Origin of the sequence: Bacillus sp. FSL R5-0709 (genome assembly GCF_038004785.1) — a bacterium.
Classification (GTDB): Bacteria; Bacillota; Bacilli; order Bacillales; family Bacillaceae_G; genus Bacillus_A; species Bacillus_A mycoides.
Map to the genome: position 1 here is coordinate 521,037 of NZ_JBBORT010000001.1, position 22,760 is coordinate 543,796.

General features: G+C 33.8%; 14 protein-coding genes, 1 tRNA gene and 1 pseudogene. All 16 read left to right on the forward strand.

All coding sequences use genetic code 11. The annotated features are described in order from the left end of the window. Positions 1 to 44: 44 nt before the first annotated feature. The 16 genes and pseudogenes from MKX37_RS02735 to MKX37_RS27385 all read left to right on the forward strand — a co-directional run bounded on the left by MKX37_RS02735 (position 45) and on the right by MKX37_RS27385 (position 22,655). Positions 45 to 506, forward strand: a complete 462-nt coding sequence (locus MKX37_RS02735) for an NUDIX hydrolase (RefSeq protein WP_002010362.1) — start codon at positions 45 to 47, stop codon at positions 504 to 506. Between the two features lie 529 nt (positions 507 to 1,035). Beyond that, a complete protein-coding gene (locus tag MKX37_RS02740; RefSeq protein ID WP_002091102.1) occupies positions 1,036 to 1,812 on the forward strand; it encodes a transglycosylase domain-containing protein in 777 nt (258 codons plus the stop codon). Between the two features lie 186 nt (positions 1,813 to 1,998). Then, a complete protein-coding gene (locus tag MKX37_RS02745) occupies positions 1,999 to 2,652 on the forward strand; it encodes a DsbA family protein (RefSeq protein WP_002091101.1) in 654 nt (217 codons plus the stop codon). Between the two features lie 115 nt (positions 2,653 to 2,767). Continuing rightward, positions 2,768 to 2,841 (forward strand) — tRNA-Gly (locus tag MKX37_RS02750). A gap of 200 nt (positions 2,842 to 3,041) precedes the next feature. Beyond that, a complete protein-coding gene (queG, locus tag MKX37_RS02755) occupies positions 3,042 to 4,184 on the forward strand; it encodes a tRNA epoxyqueuosine(34) reductase QueG (protein WP_002115986.1) in 1,143 nt (380 codons plus the stop codon). Positions 4,185 to 4,228: 44 nt separating this feature from the next. After that, complete coding sequence (locus tag MKX37_RS02760) at positions 4,229 to 5,116, forward strand: amidase domain-containing protein (RefSeq protein WP_002029655.1); 888 nt, start codon at positions 4,229 to 4,231, stop codon at positions 5,114 to 5,116. A gap of 58 nt (positions 5,117 to 5,174) precedes the next feature. Beyond that, positions 5,175 to 5,663, forward strand: a complete 489-nt coding sequence (gene trmL / locus MKX37_RS02765) for a tRNA (uridine(34)/cytosine(34)/5-carboxymethylaminomethyluridine(34)-2'-O)-methyltransferase TrmL (RefSeq protein ID WP_000538149.1) — start codon at positions 5,175 to 5,177, stop codon at positions 5,661 to 5,663. A 124-nt stretch (positions 5,664 to 5,787) separates the two neighbouring features. After that, positions 5,788 to 7,857, forward strand: coding sequence for a sensor domain-containing protein (locus tag MKX37_RS02770; protein ID WP_002125085.1), 2,070 nt, complete (start codon positions 5,788 to 5,790; stop codon positions 7,855 to 7,857). 403 nt (positions 7,858 to 8,260) lie between these two features. Then, positions 8,261 to 10,156, forward strand: a complete 1,896-nt coding sequence (locus tag MKX37_RS02775; protein ID WP_002125087.1) for a PrkA family serine protein kinase — start codon at positions 8,261 to 8,263, stop codon at positions 10,154 to 10,156. Between the two features lie 448 nt (positions 10,157 to 10,604). Beyond that, positions 10,605 to 11,780: a sporulation protein YhbH gene (gene yhbH, locus MKX37_RS02780; protein ID WP_002010376.1), complete on the forward strand. Its 1,176-nt coding sequence runs from the start codon at positions 10,605 to 10,607 to the stop codon at positions 11,778 to 11,780. A gap of 128 nt (positions 11,781 to 11,908) precedes the next feature. Further along, a complete protein-coding gene (locus MKX37_RS02785; protein WP_341088729.1) occupies positions 11,909 to 14,836 on the forward strand; it encodes a leucine-rich repeat domain-containing protein in 2,928 nt (975 codons plus the stop codon). Between the two features lie 302 nt (positions 14,837 to 15,138). Continuing rightward, complete coding sequence (gene colA / locus MKX37_RS02790) at positions 15,139 to 18,036, forward strand: collagenase ColA (RefSeq protein ID WP_002169206.1); 2,898 nt, start codon at positions 15,139 to 15,141, stop codon at positions 18,034 to 18,036. Positions 18,037 to 18,283: 247 nt separating this feature from the next. Next, positions 18,284 to 18,832 carry an NfeD family protein gene (locus tag MKX37_RS02795; RefSeq protein WP_002134284.1) on the forward strand — a complete coding sequence of 183 codons (549 nt, stop codon included), beginning with the start codon at positions 18,284 to 18,286 and terminating at the stop codon, positions 18,830 to 18,832. Positions 18,833 to 18,844: 12 nt separating this feature from the next. Continuing rightward, a complete protein-coding gene (locus tag MKX37_RS02800) occupies positions 18,845 to 20,419 on the forward strand; it encodes a flotillin family protein (protein ID WP_002169205.1) in 1,575 nt (524 codons plus the stop codon). A gap of 259 nt (positions 20,420 to 20,678) precedes the next feature. Continuing rightward, positions 20,679 to 21,713: pseudogene (locus MKX37_RS27380) on the forward strand (HAMP domain-containing protein); the annotation flags it as partial. Positions 21,714 to 21,794: 81 nt separating this feature from the next. Next, complete coding sequence (locus MKX37_RS27385; RefSeq protein ID WP_372361859.1) at positions 21,795 to 22,655, forward strand: methyl-accepting chemotaxis protein; 861 nt, start codon at positions 21,795 to 21,797, stop codon at positions 22,653 to 22,655. The last annotated feature ends 105 nt before the right edge of the window (positions 22,656 to 22,760 follow it).

A 22,760-nucleotide genomic window follows, 5' to 3' on the forward strand; every position in this document is an offset into this window, starting at 1 on the left:
TATAGGTTTGTATTTTAAATAATCATATTTCAGGAGGTATTTCTGTGGAGCATAAAACACCAAAGCATATTGTTGCCGTAGCAGGTTATTTAACAAATGAAAAGAATGAGGTGCTTTTAACGAAAGTGCACTGGCGAGCAGATACGTGGGAAATGCCTGGAGGACAGGTAGAAGAAGGGGAAGCGCTCGATCAAGCTGTTTGCAGAGAAATAATGGAGGAAACCGGATTAACTGTGAAGCCTATCGGAGTTACAGGGATTTATTATAATGCTTCTATGCATATTGTAGCTGTTGTTTTTAAAGTAGCATATGTTAGTGGAGAAATAAAAATTCAATCTGAAGAAATACAAGAGGCTAAATTTGTTGCTTTAAACGAAGAGAACATTGATGAGTATATAACGCGTCCTCATATGAAATCAAGGACACTTGATGCGATGAAAGCAATGCATTTTATTCCATACGAAACATGGGAAGTTCAGCCATATAATCTTATAGGAAGGTTGTAAAGAAAAGGTTAGTTATTTGAGGACAGCTCAAATTGCTAACCTTTTCTTTATGTATACTGTTTCAGAAAAAGGTCACAATAATAAAGTGTAGGCTAATAATTGGTGGAGGAAGCAGAACTACCACCTAATTTCCTAGCTTTAGCCAAGTTTTGAGGGAGAATTCTTACTGCACACAAATAGCGAGATAATCCGAAAGCTAGTATTGATTTGCAGAACGTTCGTTCTGTATAATAGTGATATATCGTATATAATTAGATTGCTAGATGTTTAAAAGTATAAATGTATAAACTGATATAATAAAAGAATAAAGTGAAATTAAGGAGAGTCCTACTTCCTATAAATAGTGTGATAAATAAATGTATATTCAACATTTCATATGAATAGTAGATAAAAAGGGACTGTGATACAATACATTTTTACACCTTACAATGTTGTAAGGTAGGTGTAAGAGAAATCGATGGGATATTCTTTTATAACAAGGTATTCTTAAATTAAGAGTTATATGCTGTGTGGAAAAGAGGTGTTCGAGATGAAAGAACGAGTATTATCTAGAGTGAATTATCATCAAAAAGTTGCATTAAATCCATTAACTAAATTTCTTTATAAAGCCATTATATTATTATTATTGTTAAGTTTTGCATTATTATTCGTTGGAAATGTAATGATTGAGCGAAGTGATATTAGTAAATTACATGTACCCGCTAAGTTAGAGGTGCCAGAATCATTAACACACGCATTTATTGCGACGGAAGATAAAAGGTTTTATCATCATAACGGTTTAGACTATATAGCGATTATCAGGGCGTCTATTGAAAATATAAAAGCTGGTGGTGTTGTGCAAGGAGGAAGCACGATTACACAGCAGTTATCTAAAAATGCTTTCTTATCTAATGAACGTACATTTTCCCGTAAGTGGAAAGAAATTTTTTATACGAAAAAGATTGAACGTACATTCACAAAGGATGAGATATTAAAATTGTATGTAAGTAATATTTACTACGGAGAAGGCGCATGGGGGATTGAAAAAGCAGCAAACCTTTACTTCGGTAAAAAAGTGGATCAATTAACACTGGCTGAAAGTGCAATGATGGCTGCTATAGTAAAAGCACCGGCTTATTACTCACCTGCACAAAATTATGATAAAGCAGTTGAGAGACGGAATGTAGTTTTAAGGCTAATGGAGAAAGAAGGGTATATAAATCATGATGAATATGTGCAAGCAGTTAGTGAGAAATTAGTAATTCGCCATGATATAAAAACAGAGCAATCCATGTTAAAAAATGCCCGTGAAAAAGCAGTAAGTTAAAAGAAGTTCCTACATAGGAGCTTCTTTTTTTAATAATTTGTGACAAAAGGCGACACAATATTGTCACAAACGTTGTATTTTTGTAATTTATGTGAGCGTGTTCATTGCGTGACCTATGTAAGTATTGATATTATGTGTATTGTGTACAATGATGTATACAGAATATGAAATTAAAGAGGAATGTATATGAAATCATCAAACAAACTCATGGCTCTTGGTATAGTTTTTTCTATCGCAGTATTGATTGTAATCGGGACGATTGTGTATAGCATCATAAATGACAAGAAAGATAAAGGGAATGAGATGTTTGCTTATTCTACGCAACAATCTTTAGGGAAAGATGATGCTCCAGTTAAGGTAGTTGAATTTGGAGACTTTAAATGTCCAGCTTGTCGTACTTGGGATGTAACAGTATTACCACGATTAAAAGAAGAGTATATTGATAAAGGTAAAGTGCAGTTATATTTTATTAACTTCCCGTTTATCGGAAAAGACTCTGATTTAGGTGCAGCTGCCGGTGAAGCAATTTATAAACAAGATCAAGATTCATTCTGGATTTTCTATGATGAGATTTATCAAAATCAAAAGAAAGATACGGAAGAATGGATTACAGAAGAATTACTTCTTAATATTGTGAAAGAAAAGCTTCCGAAAATTAATGTAGAACAGTTTAAAAAAGATTTACACAGTAAAGAAATGAAAGACAAAGTACGTAAAGATTCAGATCGTGCTCAAAAATTAAAAGTTCAAGGTGCTCCTTCAGTATATATAAATGGGAATCTTGCAAACCCTGATTTCGATAGTATGAAGAAGGCGATTGATAAAGAATTGAAAAAGTGATGAGGTATCTCATCACTTTTTCGACTTTTTTCGATAAATTTCTTGCTTCGATTTTTTTTACATGCTATACTACTTTACATAAGTTATTTCAATATCTTATATTTTTTTCATATTTGCGGGTGTAGTTTAGTGGTAAAACAAGAGCCTTCCAAGCTCTGGTCGAGAGTTCGATTCTCTTCACCCGCTCCAAATTTTATTTAATGTTTTTCTAATAAATTGTGATCAACGCAGTGTTTCGTTTCTAAGATAAACGAAGCATTGCGTTTTTTAATGTTTGAAAATCATAATTGTATGCGAAAATAGAAGTGAAGAATATTATTCCAAAAGTGAATTGATAACCAATATAGTCGTTACATAAGGGATGGATTCATCGGTGGAGGCGATTGAAAATGGACTTTGAACAATTAAAGCAAGATGTAATTGCGTATAGTAAAACGATTGGTATAGATAAAATAGGTTTTGCCAGTGCTTCACCATTTGAGGAATTAAAGCAGCGTCTAATCCAGCAACAACAATTGAATTATCAGTCTGGATTCGAAGAGCCTGATATAGAGAAGAGAACGAATCCACAGCTATTGTTACCTGGTGCGAAATCAATTATTGCGATTGCTTTAGCATACCCTTCAAAATTAAAAAATGCACCATTAAGTAAACGAGGGGAACGACGTGGGATTTTTTGCCGTGCTTCTTGGGGCCAAGATTATCACCTTGTTCTACGAGATCGTTTGCAAAAGTTAGAGGCGTATTTAATCGAAAAGCTGCCGGATATAGAAGTGAAATCAATGGTTGATACAGGGGAGCTAAGTGATCGAGCTGTTTCAGAGCGTGCCGGTATTGGATGGAGTGGTAAGAACTGCGCTATTATTACGCCGGAATTTGGTTCGTATGTATACTTAGGAGAAATGATTACGAATGTTCCATTCCCTCCTGATCGGCCAATAGAAGATCAATGTGGAAGTTGTACGAAATGTATTGATATTTGTCCTACAGGTGCTTTAGTACAAGGCGGGCAGTTGGACTCGAAGAAATGTATTGCATTTTTAACACAGACAAAAGGGTTTCTGCCTGAAGAATATCGCGATAAAATAGGAAACCGTATATATGGATGTGATACGTGTCAGACTGTTTGTCCGAAAAATAAAGGAATGGATTTTCATAACCATCCTGAAATGGAGCCTGACCCTGAGTTAGTTAAACCGTTATTAACACCACTTTTAACAATTAGTAATCGTGATTTTAAAGAGAAGTATGGAATTATGTCTGGTTCATGGAGAGGTAAAAAACCATTGCAACGAAATGCTATTTTAGCACTTGCACATTTCAAAGAAACAGCAGCAATTCCTGATTTAATCGGTGTTATGAAAGATGATCCAAGACCAGTACTTCGAGGAACAGCAGCATGGGCACTTGGGAAAATTGGTGGAGATGGAGTAGGAGAAGCGATTGAAAAAGCGATGGAACGTGAGAAAGATGAAGAGGTTCTTCATGAAATGAATCGTGGACTTGAATTGTTAGCACAGAAAAAAGAGTAGATAATATCTCCCTTTTTCATATTGTAATATGGGAGGGAAACGAAATGGTTGTAAAAGCGAATATTGAAAAGCAAGTGCAACAGTTTTTAGCATATATAACAGAGAAACGAACAGATGTAGATGGTATTGCAGTAGATTTGTTACAAATGGTACAGAGAAAGAAACAATTGTTTCAAAAGCGTAGTGCACATATAGTGAAAGCAACTGCAGATATTTCTTTCGTTAGACAATTAAATAGTAATGAGCATCAAGAAATTGATTATCAAATACACTTGAAATATTTAATTAAGCATAAAGAATTATTTTATATCGAAGAGGAACAATTAAAACGACGAGTTTGTTTAAAAAATAGTTGTATAATAGATGATTATGCTCTTGAAGTGTCAGAAGAAATAGGAATAGGTGAAACGTTAGAACGGGAAGTCACGAAAGAAAAATACGGTTCATATCAATATAATCGTTTAGAGGCAGTGAAATATGCAGAGCGTTGGTGGGATGATCGCAATTCTGCATACCGTAATTTTCCGGATAATTGTACAAATTTCATTTCACAATGTCTGCACACTGGAGAAGTACCGATGAATGGACATCCTAACATTCGTAAAGGGTGGTGGCAAAGGGGAAACCAGTGGAGTTGGAGCTGGGCTGTAGCACACTCTTTTTATTGGTATTTGTCAGGTGCTACAACAGGGCTTCGAGCAGAAGCAGTAGAAAGGCCAGAAGACCTTATTCTTGGCGATGTAATTGCGTATGATTTTGAGGATGATGGTAGGTGGAATCATACGACAATTGTAGTAGCAAAAGACGCAGATGGTATGCCGCTTGTAAATGCACATTCAGCGAATAGCCGCAGGCGTTATTGGAACTATGAAGATTCTAGTAAATATACACCACAAATGAAATATAAATTCTTTCATATTATTAATGGGTAGAGATTTTTCGTTCAAGTGGTATAATACGTAGTAGATAAAAAATAGAGGTGAATATCGCGTGGGAGTACATGTTGTTTTATATCAACCAGAAATTCCAGCAAATACAGGAAATATTGCACGTACTTGTGCAGCAACTGGAACAGAATTACATTTGATTAGACCGCTTGGATTTTCAACGGATGACAAAATGTTAAAGCGTGCAGGATTAGATTATTGGCAGCACGTAAAAGTTACGTATTATGATTCAATCGAAGAATTTTATGAAAAAAATAAAGATGGTGAATTCTTTTATTTAACAAAGTATGGCGAGAAAGCTCATACAGCATTTGATTATAGCAAACGTGAGAAGGATTACTATTTCGTATTTGGAAGAGAAACAAATGGATTACCAGCTAATGTAATTGAAGAAAACTTCGATCATTGTTTACGTATTCCAATGACGGATAAAGTACGTTCATTAAATTTATCTAATACAGCAGCAATTTTAATTTATGAAGCGTTCCGTCAACAAAATTATCCAGGATTAGATTTAGAAATCGTGTATTAAAAGTCGCCATTTGGCGGCTTTTTTATTTTTTAAAAAAATATGTAATCATACATTTTAAAAAAGGTACATATTCATATAGAATGAGATATATGAATAAAAATAGATAAGACGGGTTGAGATAAATATGAAGGAACAATATAATAATCAAAATACCTTTTTAAGTATGATAGATATGGATTTAGTAAGACAGGGATTGTTACATGCTATTCAAGATTTAGTGTTTATTGTGAAAGTTATTGATGATGAAACTTTTAAATATATTTATGTGAATAAAATAGGAATGAATCACGCCAGGCTAGGGAAAGAATGTTATGGGAAAACTTTTGCAGAAGTATTACCAGAAGATACGGCAAGGTTATTGCAAGGACACTATGCAAAAGTAATGAGAGAAGCGAGAGCAATTACATTTTGTGATGTAATTAGTTTGCCAACTGGTGATATACATTATGAATCTTCACTTAATCCAGTATGCGATGTAAATGGAACATGTCAGTTTATTATTTGTATTACTAGAGATATTACAGCACAGGTTAAGAAAAAAGTGGAAGTAGAAGAAAAACAAATGTTATTTAAGTCATTACTAGAATATAATAATGATTCCATTATATCTGTAGATTCTATTGGAAGAATTACATATGCAAATCCAGCGACTTATGAAATTTTTGGGTATCGATATGAAGAGTTAAAGGACCAATTTATTTGTCAGTTTATAAATAAAGAATATGAAAAAACTTTTCAAATTATATTTAAAAATGCTTTACAGGGAAGAGCAAAACAAATTGTTGCAAAGAAATATATTCATAAAGAAGGATATGAACTTTATATTTCCGTGAGGACAATCCCCATTATTGTGAATAGTGAAATCGTCGGGGTGTACATTGTTACGAGGGATGTTACGAGGCAAGTATTAAATGAGATGAAAACAGAATATTTAGCTTACTTTGATCAGTTAACGGGGTTAATGAATAGAATATCATGTACAAATAAGCTAAATGAATTTTTAGCTGAGAATAAAGAATTCGCATTGGTTTTTATAGATTTGGATGAATTTCACCTTATTAATGATACATTTGGTCATAAAGAAGGGGATCAAGTCTTAAAAAAAGTTACTGAATGCTTACGAGACCTAAAAATAGAAGATATGCATTTATTTAGAGAACATGATGATCAATTTGTTATGTTAATAGAAAATATAACGAGAGAATACGTAGAGGAAGTTGCACAAACAATATTAAAAAAAATTAGTGGGCATTTTGTAATAGAAGAAGAGGATGTTTATTTGAGTGCATCAATTGGGATTGTAATGGCCCCAGAAGATGGAATGGATGAAAAAATGCTTTTCCAAAGAGTCGACGCAGCTTTGGAAAAAGCAAAGGAAAAAGGAAAAGGGTATTATCATTTTTATTGTAGTGGATTAGATTGTGAACGTGAACAAAGGTTTATAATAGAAAATCAGTTACATCGTGCTATAGAGAAAAATGAATTTTCCCTCTATTATCAACCTCAAATTAATATTGAAACGGGAAAGATGGCCAGTATGGAAGCCTTAATAAGGTGGGAGAATAAGGAGCTAGGTTTTGTCTCGCCAAATCAATTTATCCCACTTGCTGAAAGAACAGGGTTTATTATTAAACTTGATGAATGGGTAGTACATCAAGTTTGTGAACAGATACGTGAATGGTTAAATAAAGGATATGAGGTTGTACCAATCGCAGTTAATATTTCAGCTAGACATTTTCGTTCTATTACATTAATAGAGATGATTACACGTGCTTTAAATAAGTACAACGTTCCCCCTCATTTATTAGCAATAGAAGTTACAGAAGGGGCTCTTATACATAAAGATGTATCAAAAAGAGTGTTACTGCAGTTAAAAGAACAAAATTTAAAGATTCATTTAGATGACTTTGGAACGGGATATTCATCTTTAAGTTATTTAAAAACATATCCGATTGATACGTTAAAAATTGATCGTTCTTTTATGGAAGGTATATATAAAGATGAAAGAGATACGAATATTACGGCTGCAATTATTCATTTAGCACATACTCTAGGGTTAAATGTAATTGCAGAAGGAGTAGAAAAGGCGGAACAAATACAGTTCTTAAAGGAAAAGAATGTGAAAATCGTACAAGGTTATTTTTATAATCGCCCTTTATCGATATACGATGTGGAAAATATTTATTTTAAATAGTGTATAAAAAACAAGAAAAAAAGTGATGTGCTGAAAAGCACATCACTTTTTTTGTGTACCTGACTTATCGTTATAACCAGATGTAAAAATAGCTGTAAGAAATGTGAGTGATACACCTAAAATTAATAATAACTTCATACTAATTTCCCCCTTACTTTTTCGGTTTACGAATCCTATTTGTGAATCGAAATGTATGTAAGGTTCCCAGAAGAAAAGAATTTATTTACAATGAATAGCAGCGTGAAAACTTTAATACCTTTATTATACAGAATTTTCTTTGAATTTTGGAGAGAATTTTATAGCGCTATTATATATTTCGTTTTGATTTAAAGAATGTTTAAGGACATCCTAGCATACCTTTTATAATAATCCGATTGAACAAGGAGATGGGGGAGGAGCTATAATGGATATTCTAAAGAAAATTGAACAATATCGGGAAGCAGAAGAACGTTTACAATGGGAAGGTACGTTTGCGGAGTATTTGGAGCTTGTGAAAGAAAGACCATGGGTGGCTCAAACAGCACACTCTCGCATTTACAATATGATAAAAGATGCTGGAATTGAAGAAGTTGATGGTAGAAGAAAATATAACTTCTTTAGTAATCAGCTATTTGGATTAGAGGATGCTTTAGAACGCCTTGTGGAAGAATATTTTCATCCATCTGCAAAACGATTAGATGTTAGGAAACGTATTTTGTTATTAATGGGGCCTGTTAGTGGGGGGAAATCAACATTAGTTACGATGTTGAAACGAGGATTAGAAACATATTCACGAACAGATCGTGGAGCGATTTTTGCAATAAAAGGATGCCCAATGCATGAAGATCCACTTCATTTAATTCCGCAACATTTACGGAATGATTTCTTTGATGAATATGGAGTAAGGATTGAAGGGAATTTATCACCATTAAATGTTATGCGTCTAGAGCAAGAATATGGGGCAAGAATTGAGGATGTAGTTGTAGAGCGTATTTTCTTCTCTGAAGATCGCCGTACAGGAATTGGTACATTTAGTCCTTCTGATCCAAAATCACAAGATATTGCCGATTTAACAGGTAGTCTAGACTTTTCTACAATTGCAGAATACGGTTCGGAATCAGATCCTCGTGCATATCGATTTGATGGAGAATTAAATAAGGCGAACCGCGGCATGATGGAATTCCAAGAGATGTTAAAATGTGATGAGAAATTTTTATGGCATTTACTATCGCTTACACAAGAAGGGAATTTTAAAGCAGGAAGATTTGCGCTTATTTCAGCAGATGAATTAATTGTAGCGCATACAAATGAAACAGAGTATCGTTCCTTCATAGCAAATAAGAAAAATGAAGCATTGCATTCACGAATTATTGTAATGCCGGTTCCATATAATTTACGGGTTAGTGAAGAAGAACATATTTATGAAAAAATGATTCGTGAAAGTGATGTGTCCAATGTTCATATTGCACCGCATACACTTCGCGTTGCAGCAATGTTCACTATTTTAACTCGTTTAAAAGACCCGAAGCGTCCAGATATTGATTTAATTAAAAAGATGCGTTTATATGATGGAGAAACGGTAGAAGGATATAATACGATTGATGTAGAGGAACTGCAACGCGAATATCAAGATGAAGGTATGAAGGGGATTGACCCTCGTTATGTCATTAACCGAATTTCTTCTACAATTATTCGAAAAGAGGTACCATCTATTAATGCACTAGATGTACTGAGATCGTTAAAAGACGGATTGGATCAGCACCCGTCAATTAGTAGTGAGGACCGAGAGCGCTATATGAATTTCATCTCATTAGCGAGAAAAGAATACGATGAAATTGCTAAGAAAGAAGTACAAAAAGCATTTGTTTATTCATACGAAGAATCAGCTAAGACACTTATGGATAATTACTTAGATAACGTCGAAGCATACTGCAATAAATCAAAATTACGTGATCCGTTAACTGGTGAAGAAATGAGCCCAGATGAAAAACTTATGCGTTCGATTGAAGAGCAAATTGGAATTTCAGAAAATGCTAAAAAGGCATTCCGTGAAGAAATTTTAATTCGCATTTCTGCTTACGCACGTAAAGGGAAACGCTTTGATTATAATTCACACGAACGTCTTCGTGAAGCGATTCAGAAAAAATTATTTGCCGATTTAAAAGATATAGTGAAAATTACAACATCAACGAAAACACCAGACGAAAATCAGCTTAAGAAAATCAATGATGTTGTTGCACGCTTAATTGATGAGCATGGCTATAATTCTTCATCTGCGAATGAATTGTTACGATATGTAGGTAGTTTGTTAAATCGATAGTTTGATAACAAAACGCTGTCTCTTATTCTTGGGGCGGCGTTTTGTTATCTATTGATATTTGTAAAAAATGTCATAGCTTGTCCGAATATAATAAATTAAGATGCGATTTTATGAATTTCTTGTCAATTATTTTTACAATATGCATATGATAGAGTAACCAACCATTCATACAAAAAAGCCAACACAATACAATATGTTGCAAAACGAAAATGTGTGCAACAATGCATTGTGTTTCTTTCTTATCAACGGCTGAATGTTTCTTTCTATTATGTGAGTGGCAAAATTTTGTTTAGGATGCTCGGAGTATTGTATGAAAAACGCTATATATGTTTATGGGATGATTTTCGATGAACAGTTATTTTTCAAATATTCTAGTTACGCACACTAGAAAACAAAATTATAGATTGCTGTTCATAGGGGAAGACAATTACAGTAAGGAGGGAAAGGAATGAGCGAAGAAAACCAACCAAATTACACGATTTCACAGGAAAACTGGTCCCTCCATCGCAAAGGATATGACGACCAACAACGCCATCAAGAAAAAGTGCAGGAGGCAATCAAAAATAATTTACCAGACCTTGTAACAGAAGAAAGTATAGTTATGTCTAATGGCAAGGATGTTGTGAAAATACCGATTCGTTCTTTAGATGAATATAAGATTAGATACAATTATGATAAAAACAAACACGTTGGGCAAGGAAACGGTGACAGCAAAGTTGGTGATGTTGTTGCAAGAGATGGATCAGGTGGTCAAAAGCAGAAGGGACCAGGAAAAGGGCAAGGGGCAGGAGATGCAGCTGGAGAAGATTATTATGAAGCAGAAGTCTCAATTTTAGAATTGGAGCAAGCGTTTTTCAAAGAGTTAGAGCTGCCTAATTTAAAGAGAAAAGAAATGGATGAAAACCGGATTGAACATATTGAATTTAATGATATTAGAAAAACAGGATTATGGGGAAATATTGATAAGAAACGGACGATGATATCTGCATATAAACGAAATGCAATGCGTGGTAAAGCATCTTTCCATCCAATTCACCAAGAAGATTTAAAGTTCCGTACTTGGAATGAAGTGTTAAAGCCAGATTCAAAAGCTGTTGTATTAGCGATGATGGATACGAGTGGATCGATGGGGATATGGGAGAAGTATATGGCACGTAGCTTCTTTTTCTGGATGACAAGATTTTTACGCACAAAGTATGAAACCGTAGACATTGAGTTTATTGCTCACCATACGGAAGCGAAGGTCGTCACAGAAGAAGAGTTTTTCTCAAAAGGGGAAAGTGGTGGAACGATCTGTTCTTCCGTATACAAAAAAGCACTTGAGTTAATCGATAATAAATATTCACCAGACCGTTATAATATTTATCCATTCCATTTTTCAGACGGTGATAATTTAACTTCGGATAATGCTAGATGCGTAAAGCTTGTGGAAGAGTTGATGAAAAAATGTAATATGTTTGGGTATGGGGAAGTGAATCAGTACAACCGCCACAGTACGCTTATGTCAGCATATAAAAATATTAAAGACGAGAATTTCAGATATTATATTTTAAAGCAAAAAGCAGATGTATTTCATGCGATGAAGAGCTTTTTTAAAGAAGAATCAGGAGAAAAAATGGCATAACCCCTTGTAAAGGGGTTATTTTTTTGTAAACTTTTTATTTTTTTAGTTGACAATGATAATGAAAATCATTATCATTTATTCGAGAAATGATTACATTTCGATTTATATATTTTGGAGGAGATGTAAAGTTGAAAAAAACTAAAAGAAAACATATAAATGCGATGATTATCGCTGCGGCGTTATCACTTCCATTTGCTACGTATTCAACGTCTGCTTTAGCAGCTGTAGCAATTGAGGCGAACAAAACTGGACATGCTTTAGAAGATGGTACATATGATGCTGTTATTAAAGCGTATAAAGATAAAACGAATGAAGAGTCTATGGCAGCTGTTTATATAAAAGATCCTAAATTAACTATTGAGAATGGGAAGAAAATTGTAACGGCAACGTTAAGTGATAGTGATTTCTTCGAATACTTGAAAACAGAGGATATTGATACTCCTGGTGTATTCCATGATGTAAAAGTCATATCAGAGGATAAAAAGAAAAATGGGACGAAGGTTATTCAATTTGAAGTTGGAGAATTAGGAAAAAGATATAATATGCAAATGCATATTTATATTCCGACAATGGCCTATGATAATAAGTACCAGGTGCAGTTTGAAGTAAATGCGTTAAATCTAGAAAACAATGTTCCAAAAGATCAAAAGGAAAATAAAGAGGATACAGTGGATCAACAAGATGGAAATGTAATAGTAGATAAGCAATTGCAAATGCATATTAATAAATATAACTTAGAGAGAAAAAATATAAATGAACCTATAACGAAGGAAGATTTATTACAAATTAAAACATTATCCATATACTCAGGTGAGGGGATAAATGAAATAGCTGGTTTAGAATATATGACAAACTTAGAGAAGTTGACATTAAGAGAGTCTAATGTAACAGACATATCTGTTATCTCGGGATTGAGACATTTGAAATATTTAGATTTATCCTCTAGTCCAATTGAAAGCATTCAACCCGTTTCTAAGCTAGAGAATCTTGACATGCTCTTTTTAAGAGATAACAAAATTGCAGATCTTACACCGTTAAGTCAAATGAAAAAGATTAAAATATTAGATTTAATTGGTAATAATATAAAGGATCTTACACCATTATTTACAGTGTTATCGTTAGAAGAAGTATACTTAGCAAATAATCAAATTAGTAATCTTTCGGGTATTGAGAAGTTAAAGAATGTGAATCTATTATGGATAGGAAATAATAAAATTAGTGATATTGAGCCTATTAGTAAAATGAGTAATCTTATTGAACTAGAAATTGCTGATAGTGAAATAAAAGATATATCATCATTATCTAAATTAGTAAAAATACAAGTATTGAATTTAGAAGAGAATTATATCTCTGATATATCGCCACTGAGTAATTTAACAAATTTACATGAGATAAATCTTGGAGCGAATGAAATTTCTGACATAAAGTCTGTTGAGGAATTGGGTAAGCGAACTTCAATAGATATTCAAAGACAAAAAATCTTTTTAGATGAAGCAAGCGTAGATGAAGAAATAAAAATTCCAGTATACAATTTTAAAGGAGAGCCACTTCAAAATATTAAATTGAAAAGTGAGGGGGCTACGCTGAGTAACGGATTTATAAAATGGAATAGTCCTGGAGAAAAAATATATGAATTTAAACTAGATACGAATCCTGCTGAAAGTAAAATAAGATTTAATGGGACGGTTATACAAAGTATAGTTGAAAAACAAACAGAAAGTAAAAATGTAATTCTTGATAAAAATTTACAACAACATATTAATAAAAAGAATTTTGGTAGAGAGAATCTAAATGCCCCTATAACAAAAGAAGATTTATTACAGATTAAAACATTAGAGATACTTAAAGAAAAAGGAAAAGAGATAAAAGATCTAACTGGTTTAGAATACATGACGAACTTAGAAAACCTCACTTTAGAAGGAGTAGGGTTGAAAAATATTGAGTTCATTTCAAACTTGAAACAATTGAAAGACGTGAATGTATCTCATAATAAAATTGAAGATATAACGCCGTTATCTTCACTGGAAAATTTACAGTGGTTAAACCTTGCGGATAATCATATTAAAGATGTATCAGTTCTTGGTTCAATGTTAGACCTACTCAGTTTAAAATTAGCTGGAAATGAGATTCGTGATGTAAGGCCGTTAATACAATTAGGTCAATGGTTTTCAATTGATGCCGGAAGACAAAAAATCATTTTAAATGAAGCGAAAGTAAATGAAGAAATTCAAGTTCCAGTATATGACTTAGAAGGAGAAACTATTGAGAATATTAAACTAACAAGTGAGGGTGGAACGTTTAATAACGGAGTAATGAAATGGAGTACTCCAGGTGAAAAGGTATATAAATTTGATTTAGATTCGGATGAAACTAGTATAAGCTTTAATGGAACAGTTATCCAGAATATAGTTGAAAAAGAAGAAGTGACAGAACCAACAAAAGAAGTTGAGGAAACAAAAGAAGAAGTAAAAGAGCCGGTAAAAGAAATTGAAGAAACAAAAGAAGAAGTAAAAGAGCCGATAAAAGAAGTTGAAGAAACAAAAGAAGAAGTAAAAGAGCCGGCGAAAGAAGTTGCAGGTACAAAAGAAGAGGTAAAAGAGCCGGGAAAAGAAATTGAAGAATCAAAAGAAGAAGTAAAAGAGCCGGCGAAAGAAGTTGCAGGTACAAAAGAAGAGGTAAAAGAGCCGGTAAAAGAAATTGAAGAAACAAAAGAAGAAGTAAAAGAGCCGATAAAAGAAGTTGCAGGTACAAAAGAAGAAGTAAAAGAGCCGGCGAAAGAAGTTGCAGGTACAAAAGAAGAGGTAAAAGAATCAGCAACTGGATTGGATCAAGAGCCAAAAGGGAATAATCAAGTTGGTCCAGTAAAAGTGGTAGGACAAGAGAGTGCGAAAGAAAAAGATTCAAATAAACAACATGCTAATAAGCAAGAGGAAAATCAGAAGTCTTTAGCAGCAACTGGTGGTCAAGCTAACACACCGACCTTACTTTCTGGATTAGCACTTGTTCTTTCAGCATTAAGTATGTTTGTATTTAGAAAGAGATTATTTAAGAAATAAATAACGTTTTATCTTATTATTATACAAAATGATTATATGAGTTTTTGAGAAGACCTTATTATAGCAATTTCATGTTGAAATATGCTTATGATAAGGGCTTTTTGAATAGGGGAAGGATATTAATACGAGGATGTTTCGATTGCTTAAATAATGGAGCAACTGTAGCGGAAACTGTAAGTCTCTTTCGTTCACTATATGTTCAAAATGTATGAAGAAATAATATGAAATATTGCATTTTATATCATTTCATCTAGATAATATGTTAATTTCTTGAATGGAATATATAAATAGGGGGCAATAATATGAACAAGCAATCAAAGATCAATAAAGTGTTGCTTAGTATTAGTACAATGGCGCTATCGCTCGGAGCAATTCAAACGAATGTATCAGCAGAAGAAAAGGTACCGTATAATGTATTGCATTCGAAACCAGTTGGAATTGAAAAACCAGTAGATGAGATCGGACACGCTTCTAAAGCCGAGGAAACACTATCATTTCAAGAACGTTTAAAAGTAGGAGATTTTTCACAGCGACCAGCATCTATTACGAAGAACTCGGCAGTAAAGCAAGCTAAAGAAAGCTATTCAATGGCTGATTTAAACAAAATGAATGATCAAGAATTAATTGAAACGTTAGGCAGTATTAAGTGGCACCAAATTACAGACTTATTCCAGTTTAATGAAGATGCAAAAGCCTTTTATAAAGATAACGGAAAAATGCAAGTAATTATAGACGAATTAGCTCATAGAGGTAGTACATTTACGAAAGATGATTCAAAAGGAATTCAAACGTTTACTGAAGTGTTACGTTCAGCTTTTTATCTTGCATTTTATAATAATGAATTAAGCGACTTAAATGAAAGAAGCTTCCAGGACAAATGTTTACCAGCGTTAAAAGCTATTGCGAAAAATCCCAACTTTAAGCTTGGAACAAATGAGCAAGATACAGTCGTATCTGCATACGGAAAATTAATTAGTAATGCATCAAGTGATGTTGAAACGGTGCAATACGCATCGAATATTTTAAAACAATATAATGATAATTTTAATGCATATGTAGACGATCGTATGAAGGGACAAGCTGTATACGATATGATGCAAGGCATTGATTATGATATACAGTCTTACTTAAATGAGGCTCGTAAAGAAGCGAATGAAACGATGTGGTATGGAAAAGTAGATGGGTTTATTAATGAAATAAATCGTATTGCTCTTTTAAATGAAGTAACGCCAGAAAATAAGTGGCTCGTTAATAATGGAATTTATTTTGCTAGTCGTTTAGGTAAGTTTCATAGTAATCCAAATAAAGGATTAGAGGTTGTTACACAAGCAATGCATATGTACCCGCGTTTAAGTGAGTCGTATTTTGTTGCAGTAGAACAAATTACAACAAACTATAATGGGAAAGATTATAGCGGGAATACGGTAGATTTAGAGAAGATACGTAAAGAAGGAAAAGAGCAATACTTACCAAAAACGTATACATTCGATGATGGATCTATTGTATTTAAAACTGGGGATAAAGTGTCAGAAGAAAAAATTAAGAGATTATATTGGGCTGCGAAGGAAGTAAAAGCGCAATATCACCGTGTGATCGGAAATGACAAAGCTTTAGAACAAGGTAATGCAGACGACGTATTAACGATAGTAATCTATAATACTCCAGACGAATACCAGTTAAATAGACAATTGTATGGATATGAAACAAACAACGGTGGAATTTATATTGAAGAGACAGGGACATTCTTTACATATGAGCGTACGCCAGAGCAAAGTATTTATAGTTTAGAAGAGTTATTCCGTCATGAGTTTACTCATTATCTTCAAGGGAGATATGAAGTTCCCGGTTTATTTGGAAGAGGAGATATGTATCAAAATGAAAGATTAACTTGGTTCCAAGAAGGGAATGCAGAATTTTTCGCAGGATCTACTCGTACAAATAACGTTGTACCAAGAAAGAGCATCATTAGTGGATTATCATCTGATCCTGCAAGCCGTTATACAGCAGAGCGTACACTATTTGCTAAATATGGTTCTTGGGATTTCTATAACTACTCGTTCGCATTGCAGTCTTACTTATATACTCATCAATTTGAAACGTTTGATAAAATTCAAGATTTAATTCGTGCGAATGATGTGGGAAATTATGATACGTATCGTGAGACTTTAAGTAAAGATTCTAAGTTAAATAAAGAGTATCAAGAGTATATGCAGCAGTTAATTGATAATCAAGATAAGTACAATGTGCCGGAAGTAGCAGATGATTATTTAGCTGAACATGCACCAAAAGCACTAACAGAAGTGAAGAAAGAAATTAGTGAAACGTTGTCTATGAAAGATACAAAAATGACAAAGCATACATCTCAATTCTTTAATACATTTACATTAGAAGGTACGTTTACAGGTAGTGTAACAAAAGGTGAGTCAGAAGACTGGAAAGCAATGAGTAAAAGAGTAAATGAAGCTTTAGAACAATTGGCGCAAAAAGAATGGAGTGGCTACAAAACTGTTACAGCATATTTCGTCAATTACCGTGTGAATAGCTCTAATCAATTTGAATATGATGTAGTCTTCCACGGTATCGCAAAAGATGACGGAGAAAATAAAGCCCCGACGGTTAATGTAAACGGACCTTATAACGGGCTTGTAAAAGAAGGAATTCAATTCAAAAGTGATGGGTCAAACGATGAAGATGGAAAAATCGTTTCTTATTTATGGGACTTCGGGGATGGAAGTACAAGTACAGAAGTTAATCCAGTACATGCATATGAAAGAGAAGGAACTTATAAAGTAGCCTTAAGAGTAAAAGACGATAAAGGTAAAGAGAGTAGAAATGAAACAACTGTTACGATTACAGATGGAAGTTTAACAGAATCAGAACCAAATAATCGTCCAGAGGAAGCAAATCGTATCGGGCTAAATACTACTATAAAAGGTAGCCTTATCGGCGGGGATCACACCGATGTTTATACATTTAATGTGGCATCAGCGAAAGATATCGATATTTCTGTTTTAAATGAGCATGGAATCGGGATGACATGGGTACTTCACCATGAATCAAATATGCAAAATTACGCAGCTTACGGTCAAGCTAATGGAAATCATATAGAAGCAAAATTTAATGCAAAACCAGGTAAGTATTACTTGTATGTATATAAATATGATAATGGCGATGGAGCGTACGCATTATCAGTAAAATAAGTGCTTTTCCAATGTATGTTTAACTTTACTTTTTGTGGAAAATAGTATATTATATAGATATACAATATATCGGTTATTTACTAGGAGGAGCCTGTCACAATAGGTTTCTCCTGTTCTTTTTTAGAGGCCTGTCTTACAGGCTTTTCTTTAAAAGATAAATAACTGAAAATTAAGAACGATAATCTTTGAAAGAGGTGGGGCATACATATAACAAAAAAAGGGATTGTTTAAGAAAGGGGGATAAGAAATGGTCTTGTTTGGTTATCCACTTGAAACAATTTATTTATATGGATTTATTATTGCTACTATACTCACTGTTATTTATATTTTCTTTGGAGATATATTTGAATCAATATTTAGTTTTGGGGGCGGATCTGTATCCGTTGTTACTTTACTACTTAGTTTCTTCGCCATGTTATGTGGACTTAGTTATATAGGAGAATATTTATTTTCCTTTAATAGTACTATTATTTTTGCTGGTTCATTTGCTATATCTTTTATCGGTGTTTTCATAATGAAAATATTAATTTTAAAACCGATTGCAGAAGCAGAACAAAATACGGTGCAACGTATGGATGAATTCATTGGTCGCAAGGGAGAAGTCATTACGACAATTCCTACAGAAGGATTTGGAGAAGTGTTAATCTCCTCTCCATTTGGAAGTAATGCAATACCAGCGAAAACAATTGGAAAGAAAGATATTTCACAAGGAACCGAGGTCATTATTGAGGGAGTTCAAGATGGTGTTTTACTTGTACAGAACATCGCTTATTCTTTAAAAAAACCAAAATTATAAGGGGGAATTTACATGACGATTCCATTAATTATCGGTGGAGTTTTACTCGCAATTTTAATTCTACTTATTTTAGTATTCATTACGAAGTATCGAACAGTTGGCCCAGATGAAGCATTAATTGTGACAGGGAACTGGCTTGGTGGTGGAAAGAATGTTGTTATCACTGATGACGGAAAGAAGATTAAGATTATTCGCGGTGGCGGTACTTTCGTAGTTCCAATTATGCAAAGGGGAGAACCTCTTAGCTTACTAAACTACAAATTAGAAGTTGGTACACGTGATACGTATACGAAGCAGGGTGTACCGATTACAGTAAACGGTGTTTCTATTATTAAAGTAGGATCGACAATTGAAGAAGTTTCTACAGCGGCTGAACAATATTTAGGAAAAGAAACAGAAGAGTTGAAAATAGAAGCAAAAGAAGTTTTAGAAGGGCATTTACGTGCTATTTTATCTTCTATGACAGTAGAAGATGCGTATAGTAATAGAGAGCAATTCGCACAAAAGGTACATGAAGTAGCTTCTACTGATCTGAAGAAGATGGGTCTTCGTATCGTTTCCTTTACAATTAAAGAAATAATGGATAAAAACGGCTACCTAGATGCACTTGGTCAGCCGCAAATTGCAATGGTTAAGCGTGATGCAACAGTTGCGAATGCAGAGCGTGAAAAAGAGGCACGAATTGAAAAAGCTCGTGCTGAGAAAGAAGCGAAAGAAGCAGAGTACCAGCGTGATGCACAAATCGCTGAAGCTGAAAAACATAAGGAATTAAAAGTACAATCTTATAAGAGAGACCAGGAACAAGCTCGTGCAGATGCAGATCTTTCTTACGAATTACAACAAGCGAAAGCGCAACAAGGTGTTACAGAAGAGCAAATGCGAGTTAAAATCATTGAGCGTGAAAAGCAAATTGAGTTAGAAGAAAAAGAGATTGCGCGTCGTGAAAAGCAATACGATGCAGAAGTAAAGAAAAAGGCAGATGCAGATCGCTATGCTGTTGAACAATCAGCCGAAGCGGAAAAAGTAAAACAAATGAAAAAAGCAGATGCGGATCAATATAAAATTGAAGCAGAAGCAAGAGCACGTGCAGAAGAAGTACGTGTAGAAGGTTTAGCAAAAGCAGAAATTGAAAAAGCGCAAGGTCAAGCGAAAGCGGAAGTACAAAAAGCGCAAGGTACAGCAGAAGCAGATGTTATCAGATTAAAAGGTTTAGCAGAAGCGGAAGCGAAACAAAAAATTGCAGAGGCATTTGAACTATATGGTCAAGCGGCAATTATGGATATGGTTCTTAAAATGCTTCCAAGTTATGCGAAAGAAATTGCAAGTCCACTTAGCAATATTGATAAAATTACAGTTGTTGATACAGGCGGCGGTGGTAAGAATAGCGGTGCCGGGAAGGTTGCAGGCTATGCGACTGATTTAATGGCAACAATGCAAGAAACACTAAAAGCTTCTTCTGGTATTGATTTAAAAGAGTTATTAGAAGGGTTTGCAGGAAAAGGGGCAGTACAACAATTAGCAAATGATAAACCTGTTGTATCTGTAGTAGAAGATAAGGAAAAAGAAGTAGAAAAAACTAAAGAATAGTAAGATGGAAAGAACCTCTAGTAAGTGGGATACTAGAGGTTCTTCTGTGAATTATAATATTTCGAATAATATACATTTTTATACATTGTTTTAATTATTAAATTTTTATAGAATGAAGTATGTATGCAATAATCTTTTAAATTTAGAAAGATGAGTAAAGAGAAATAAAGAGTCTCATTAACGTATTTATATCTTATAATTTTTATAAATAGATTAATCGTAAGTTATTGCATGTAAAACGGTATGAAGGGGTAGGAATATGTTTCAAAGGAAATTAAGGAGTAGTAGTTTAAAAACAAAGTTACTTGTGTCATTTATTATTATTTTAATTCTTCCAAGTATTGTAATTGGTTGGACATCTTATCAGCAGGCGAAAACAAATTTTAATGAAACGATTTTAAAATCGGCGAAAGATAATATAAAAATTTTGGATAATGTAATTAATAAGGAATTGGATAGTAAAAAAGTAGATGCAACTTATTTTACGAAATTATTTACACAATCAAGTTACCAAGCGGATCAAATTCAAAACATCCAAAATAAACTAGAAGAATATAATAAATTACATCCAGAAATGGAAGCGATCTATACAGGATCTAGTAATGGACAATTTATTCAATCACCAGCTATTCAAATGCCCGAAGGATATAATCCTACAGAAAGAGATTGGTATAAAGAGGCAGTGAAAAAAAGCGGAGAAGTGATTGTAACTGCTCCATATAAGTCAAAAACGACAGGGAATATTGTTATTACACTAGCAAAACAAAACGAAGATAAAAGTGGTGTTCTCGGGATTGACTTAATTATCAATGATATTGTAACTACTTCTAAGATGGTTAATATCGGTAAGGAAGGGTATGTAGCGATATTTGATCAAGATAAAAATGTAGTCGCACACCCGACACTGAAGCCAGGAGAGAAATTAGAAGAGAAACTTAGTAAGGAATTTTATAAACAGGAAGCTGGTGATTTTCATTATTCATTAGATGGTGAAGATCGTAATATTACTTTTAAAACGAGTAAGAAAACTGGATGGAAAATAGCAGGAATTATGCCTTCAAAAGAAATTATTCAAGCGGCGGAGCCTATTTTCTATAAAACGATAACTGTTATTGGTATTTCATTAATGATCGGCGGGGTTTTAATTTACTTTATAATTGCTTCTATTATTAAACCGTTAAAACAACTTGTAATATCATCGAAAAAAATTAGTGAAGGTGATTTAACAGAATCAATTACAGTTCATTCTAAAGATGAAATTGGGCAGTTAGGAGAAAGCTTTAACGAGATGGCATTATCATTACATAATGTCATTTCAAATATAAATATTTCAGCAAGTCATGTAGCAGCATCTTCAGAAGAATTAACAGCTAGCATGAAGCAGACAAGTGAAGCAACGGAACAAATTACACAGGCGATAGAGCAAGTATCGAGTGGGGCTGAAATACAAACGAGAGAAGTTGAAGAAGGAGCAACATTATTAGAAGAAGTTACAGAAGGAGTTCAGCGTGTTGCAGATAGTTCTTCATTAGTATCTACAGCCTCTATGTATACGAAGAAAAAAGCTGAAGATGGTGGAAAGTTAGTTGAGCAAACTGTGAATCAAATGCAATTAATTCATGAGTCTGTTTCAAAGTCAGATAAAGTCATTGTTTTATTAGATGATAAGTCGAAACAAATTGGAGCAATCCTTGAAGTGATTCAACATATTGCAGAGCAGACAAACTTATTAGCATTAAATGCTGCAATTGAGGCTGCAAGAGCTGGGGAACAAGGAAGAGGTTTTGCAATTGTAGCCGATGAAGTACGGAAATTAGCAGAACAATCGGGACAATCTTCCACGGAAATTGATAAGCTAGTGAAAGAGATACAATTTGATATAAAAGAAACAGTAAGCTCTATGAATCAAGTTGGGACAGAGGTACAATCAGGGCTTGTAGTTGCAAATGAAACGAAGAAAAGCTTTGTAGAAATATTGAAATCTACAAATGATACAGTAGTACAAATTGATAGTATGGTAGAAGTAGCGAAGCAAATGACGGTAGATGCAAAACAAGTAAGTGCATCTATTAATGAAATTGCAGCAACGATTGAAGAAAACGCAGCAAGCGTCCAAAATATCGCGGGCTCTTCTGAAGAGCAATTAGCTTCAGTAGATGAAATAAATGCAGCAGCAGTTCATCTATCGCAAATGGCGGAAGAATTACAAGGGATGATTGGCAAGTTTAAAGTATAAGAGGCAAGTGTTAAGAAACGAGGTAATCATTTTACTTCGTTTCTTTTTTATGGCAACGGTAATGAGATAAAGTGAAGAAATATATAGTAATCGTGTTATGATTAA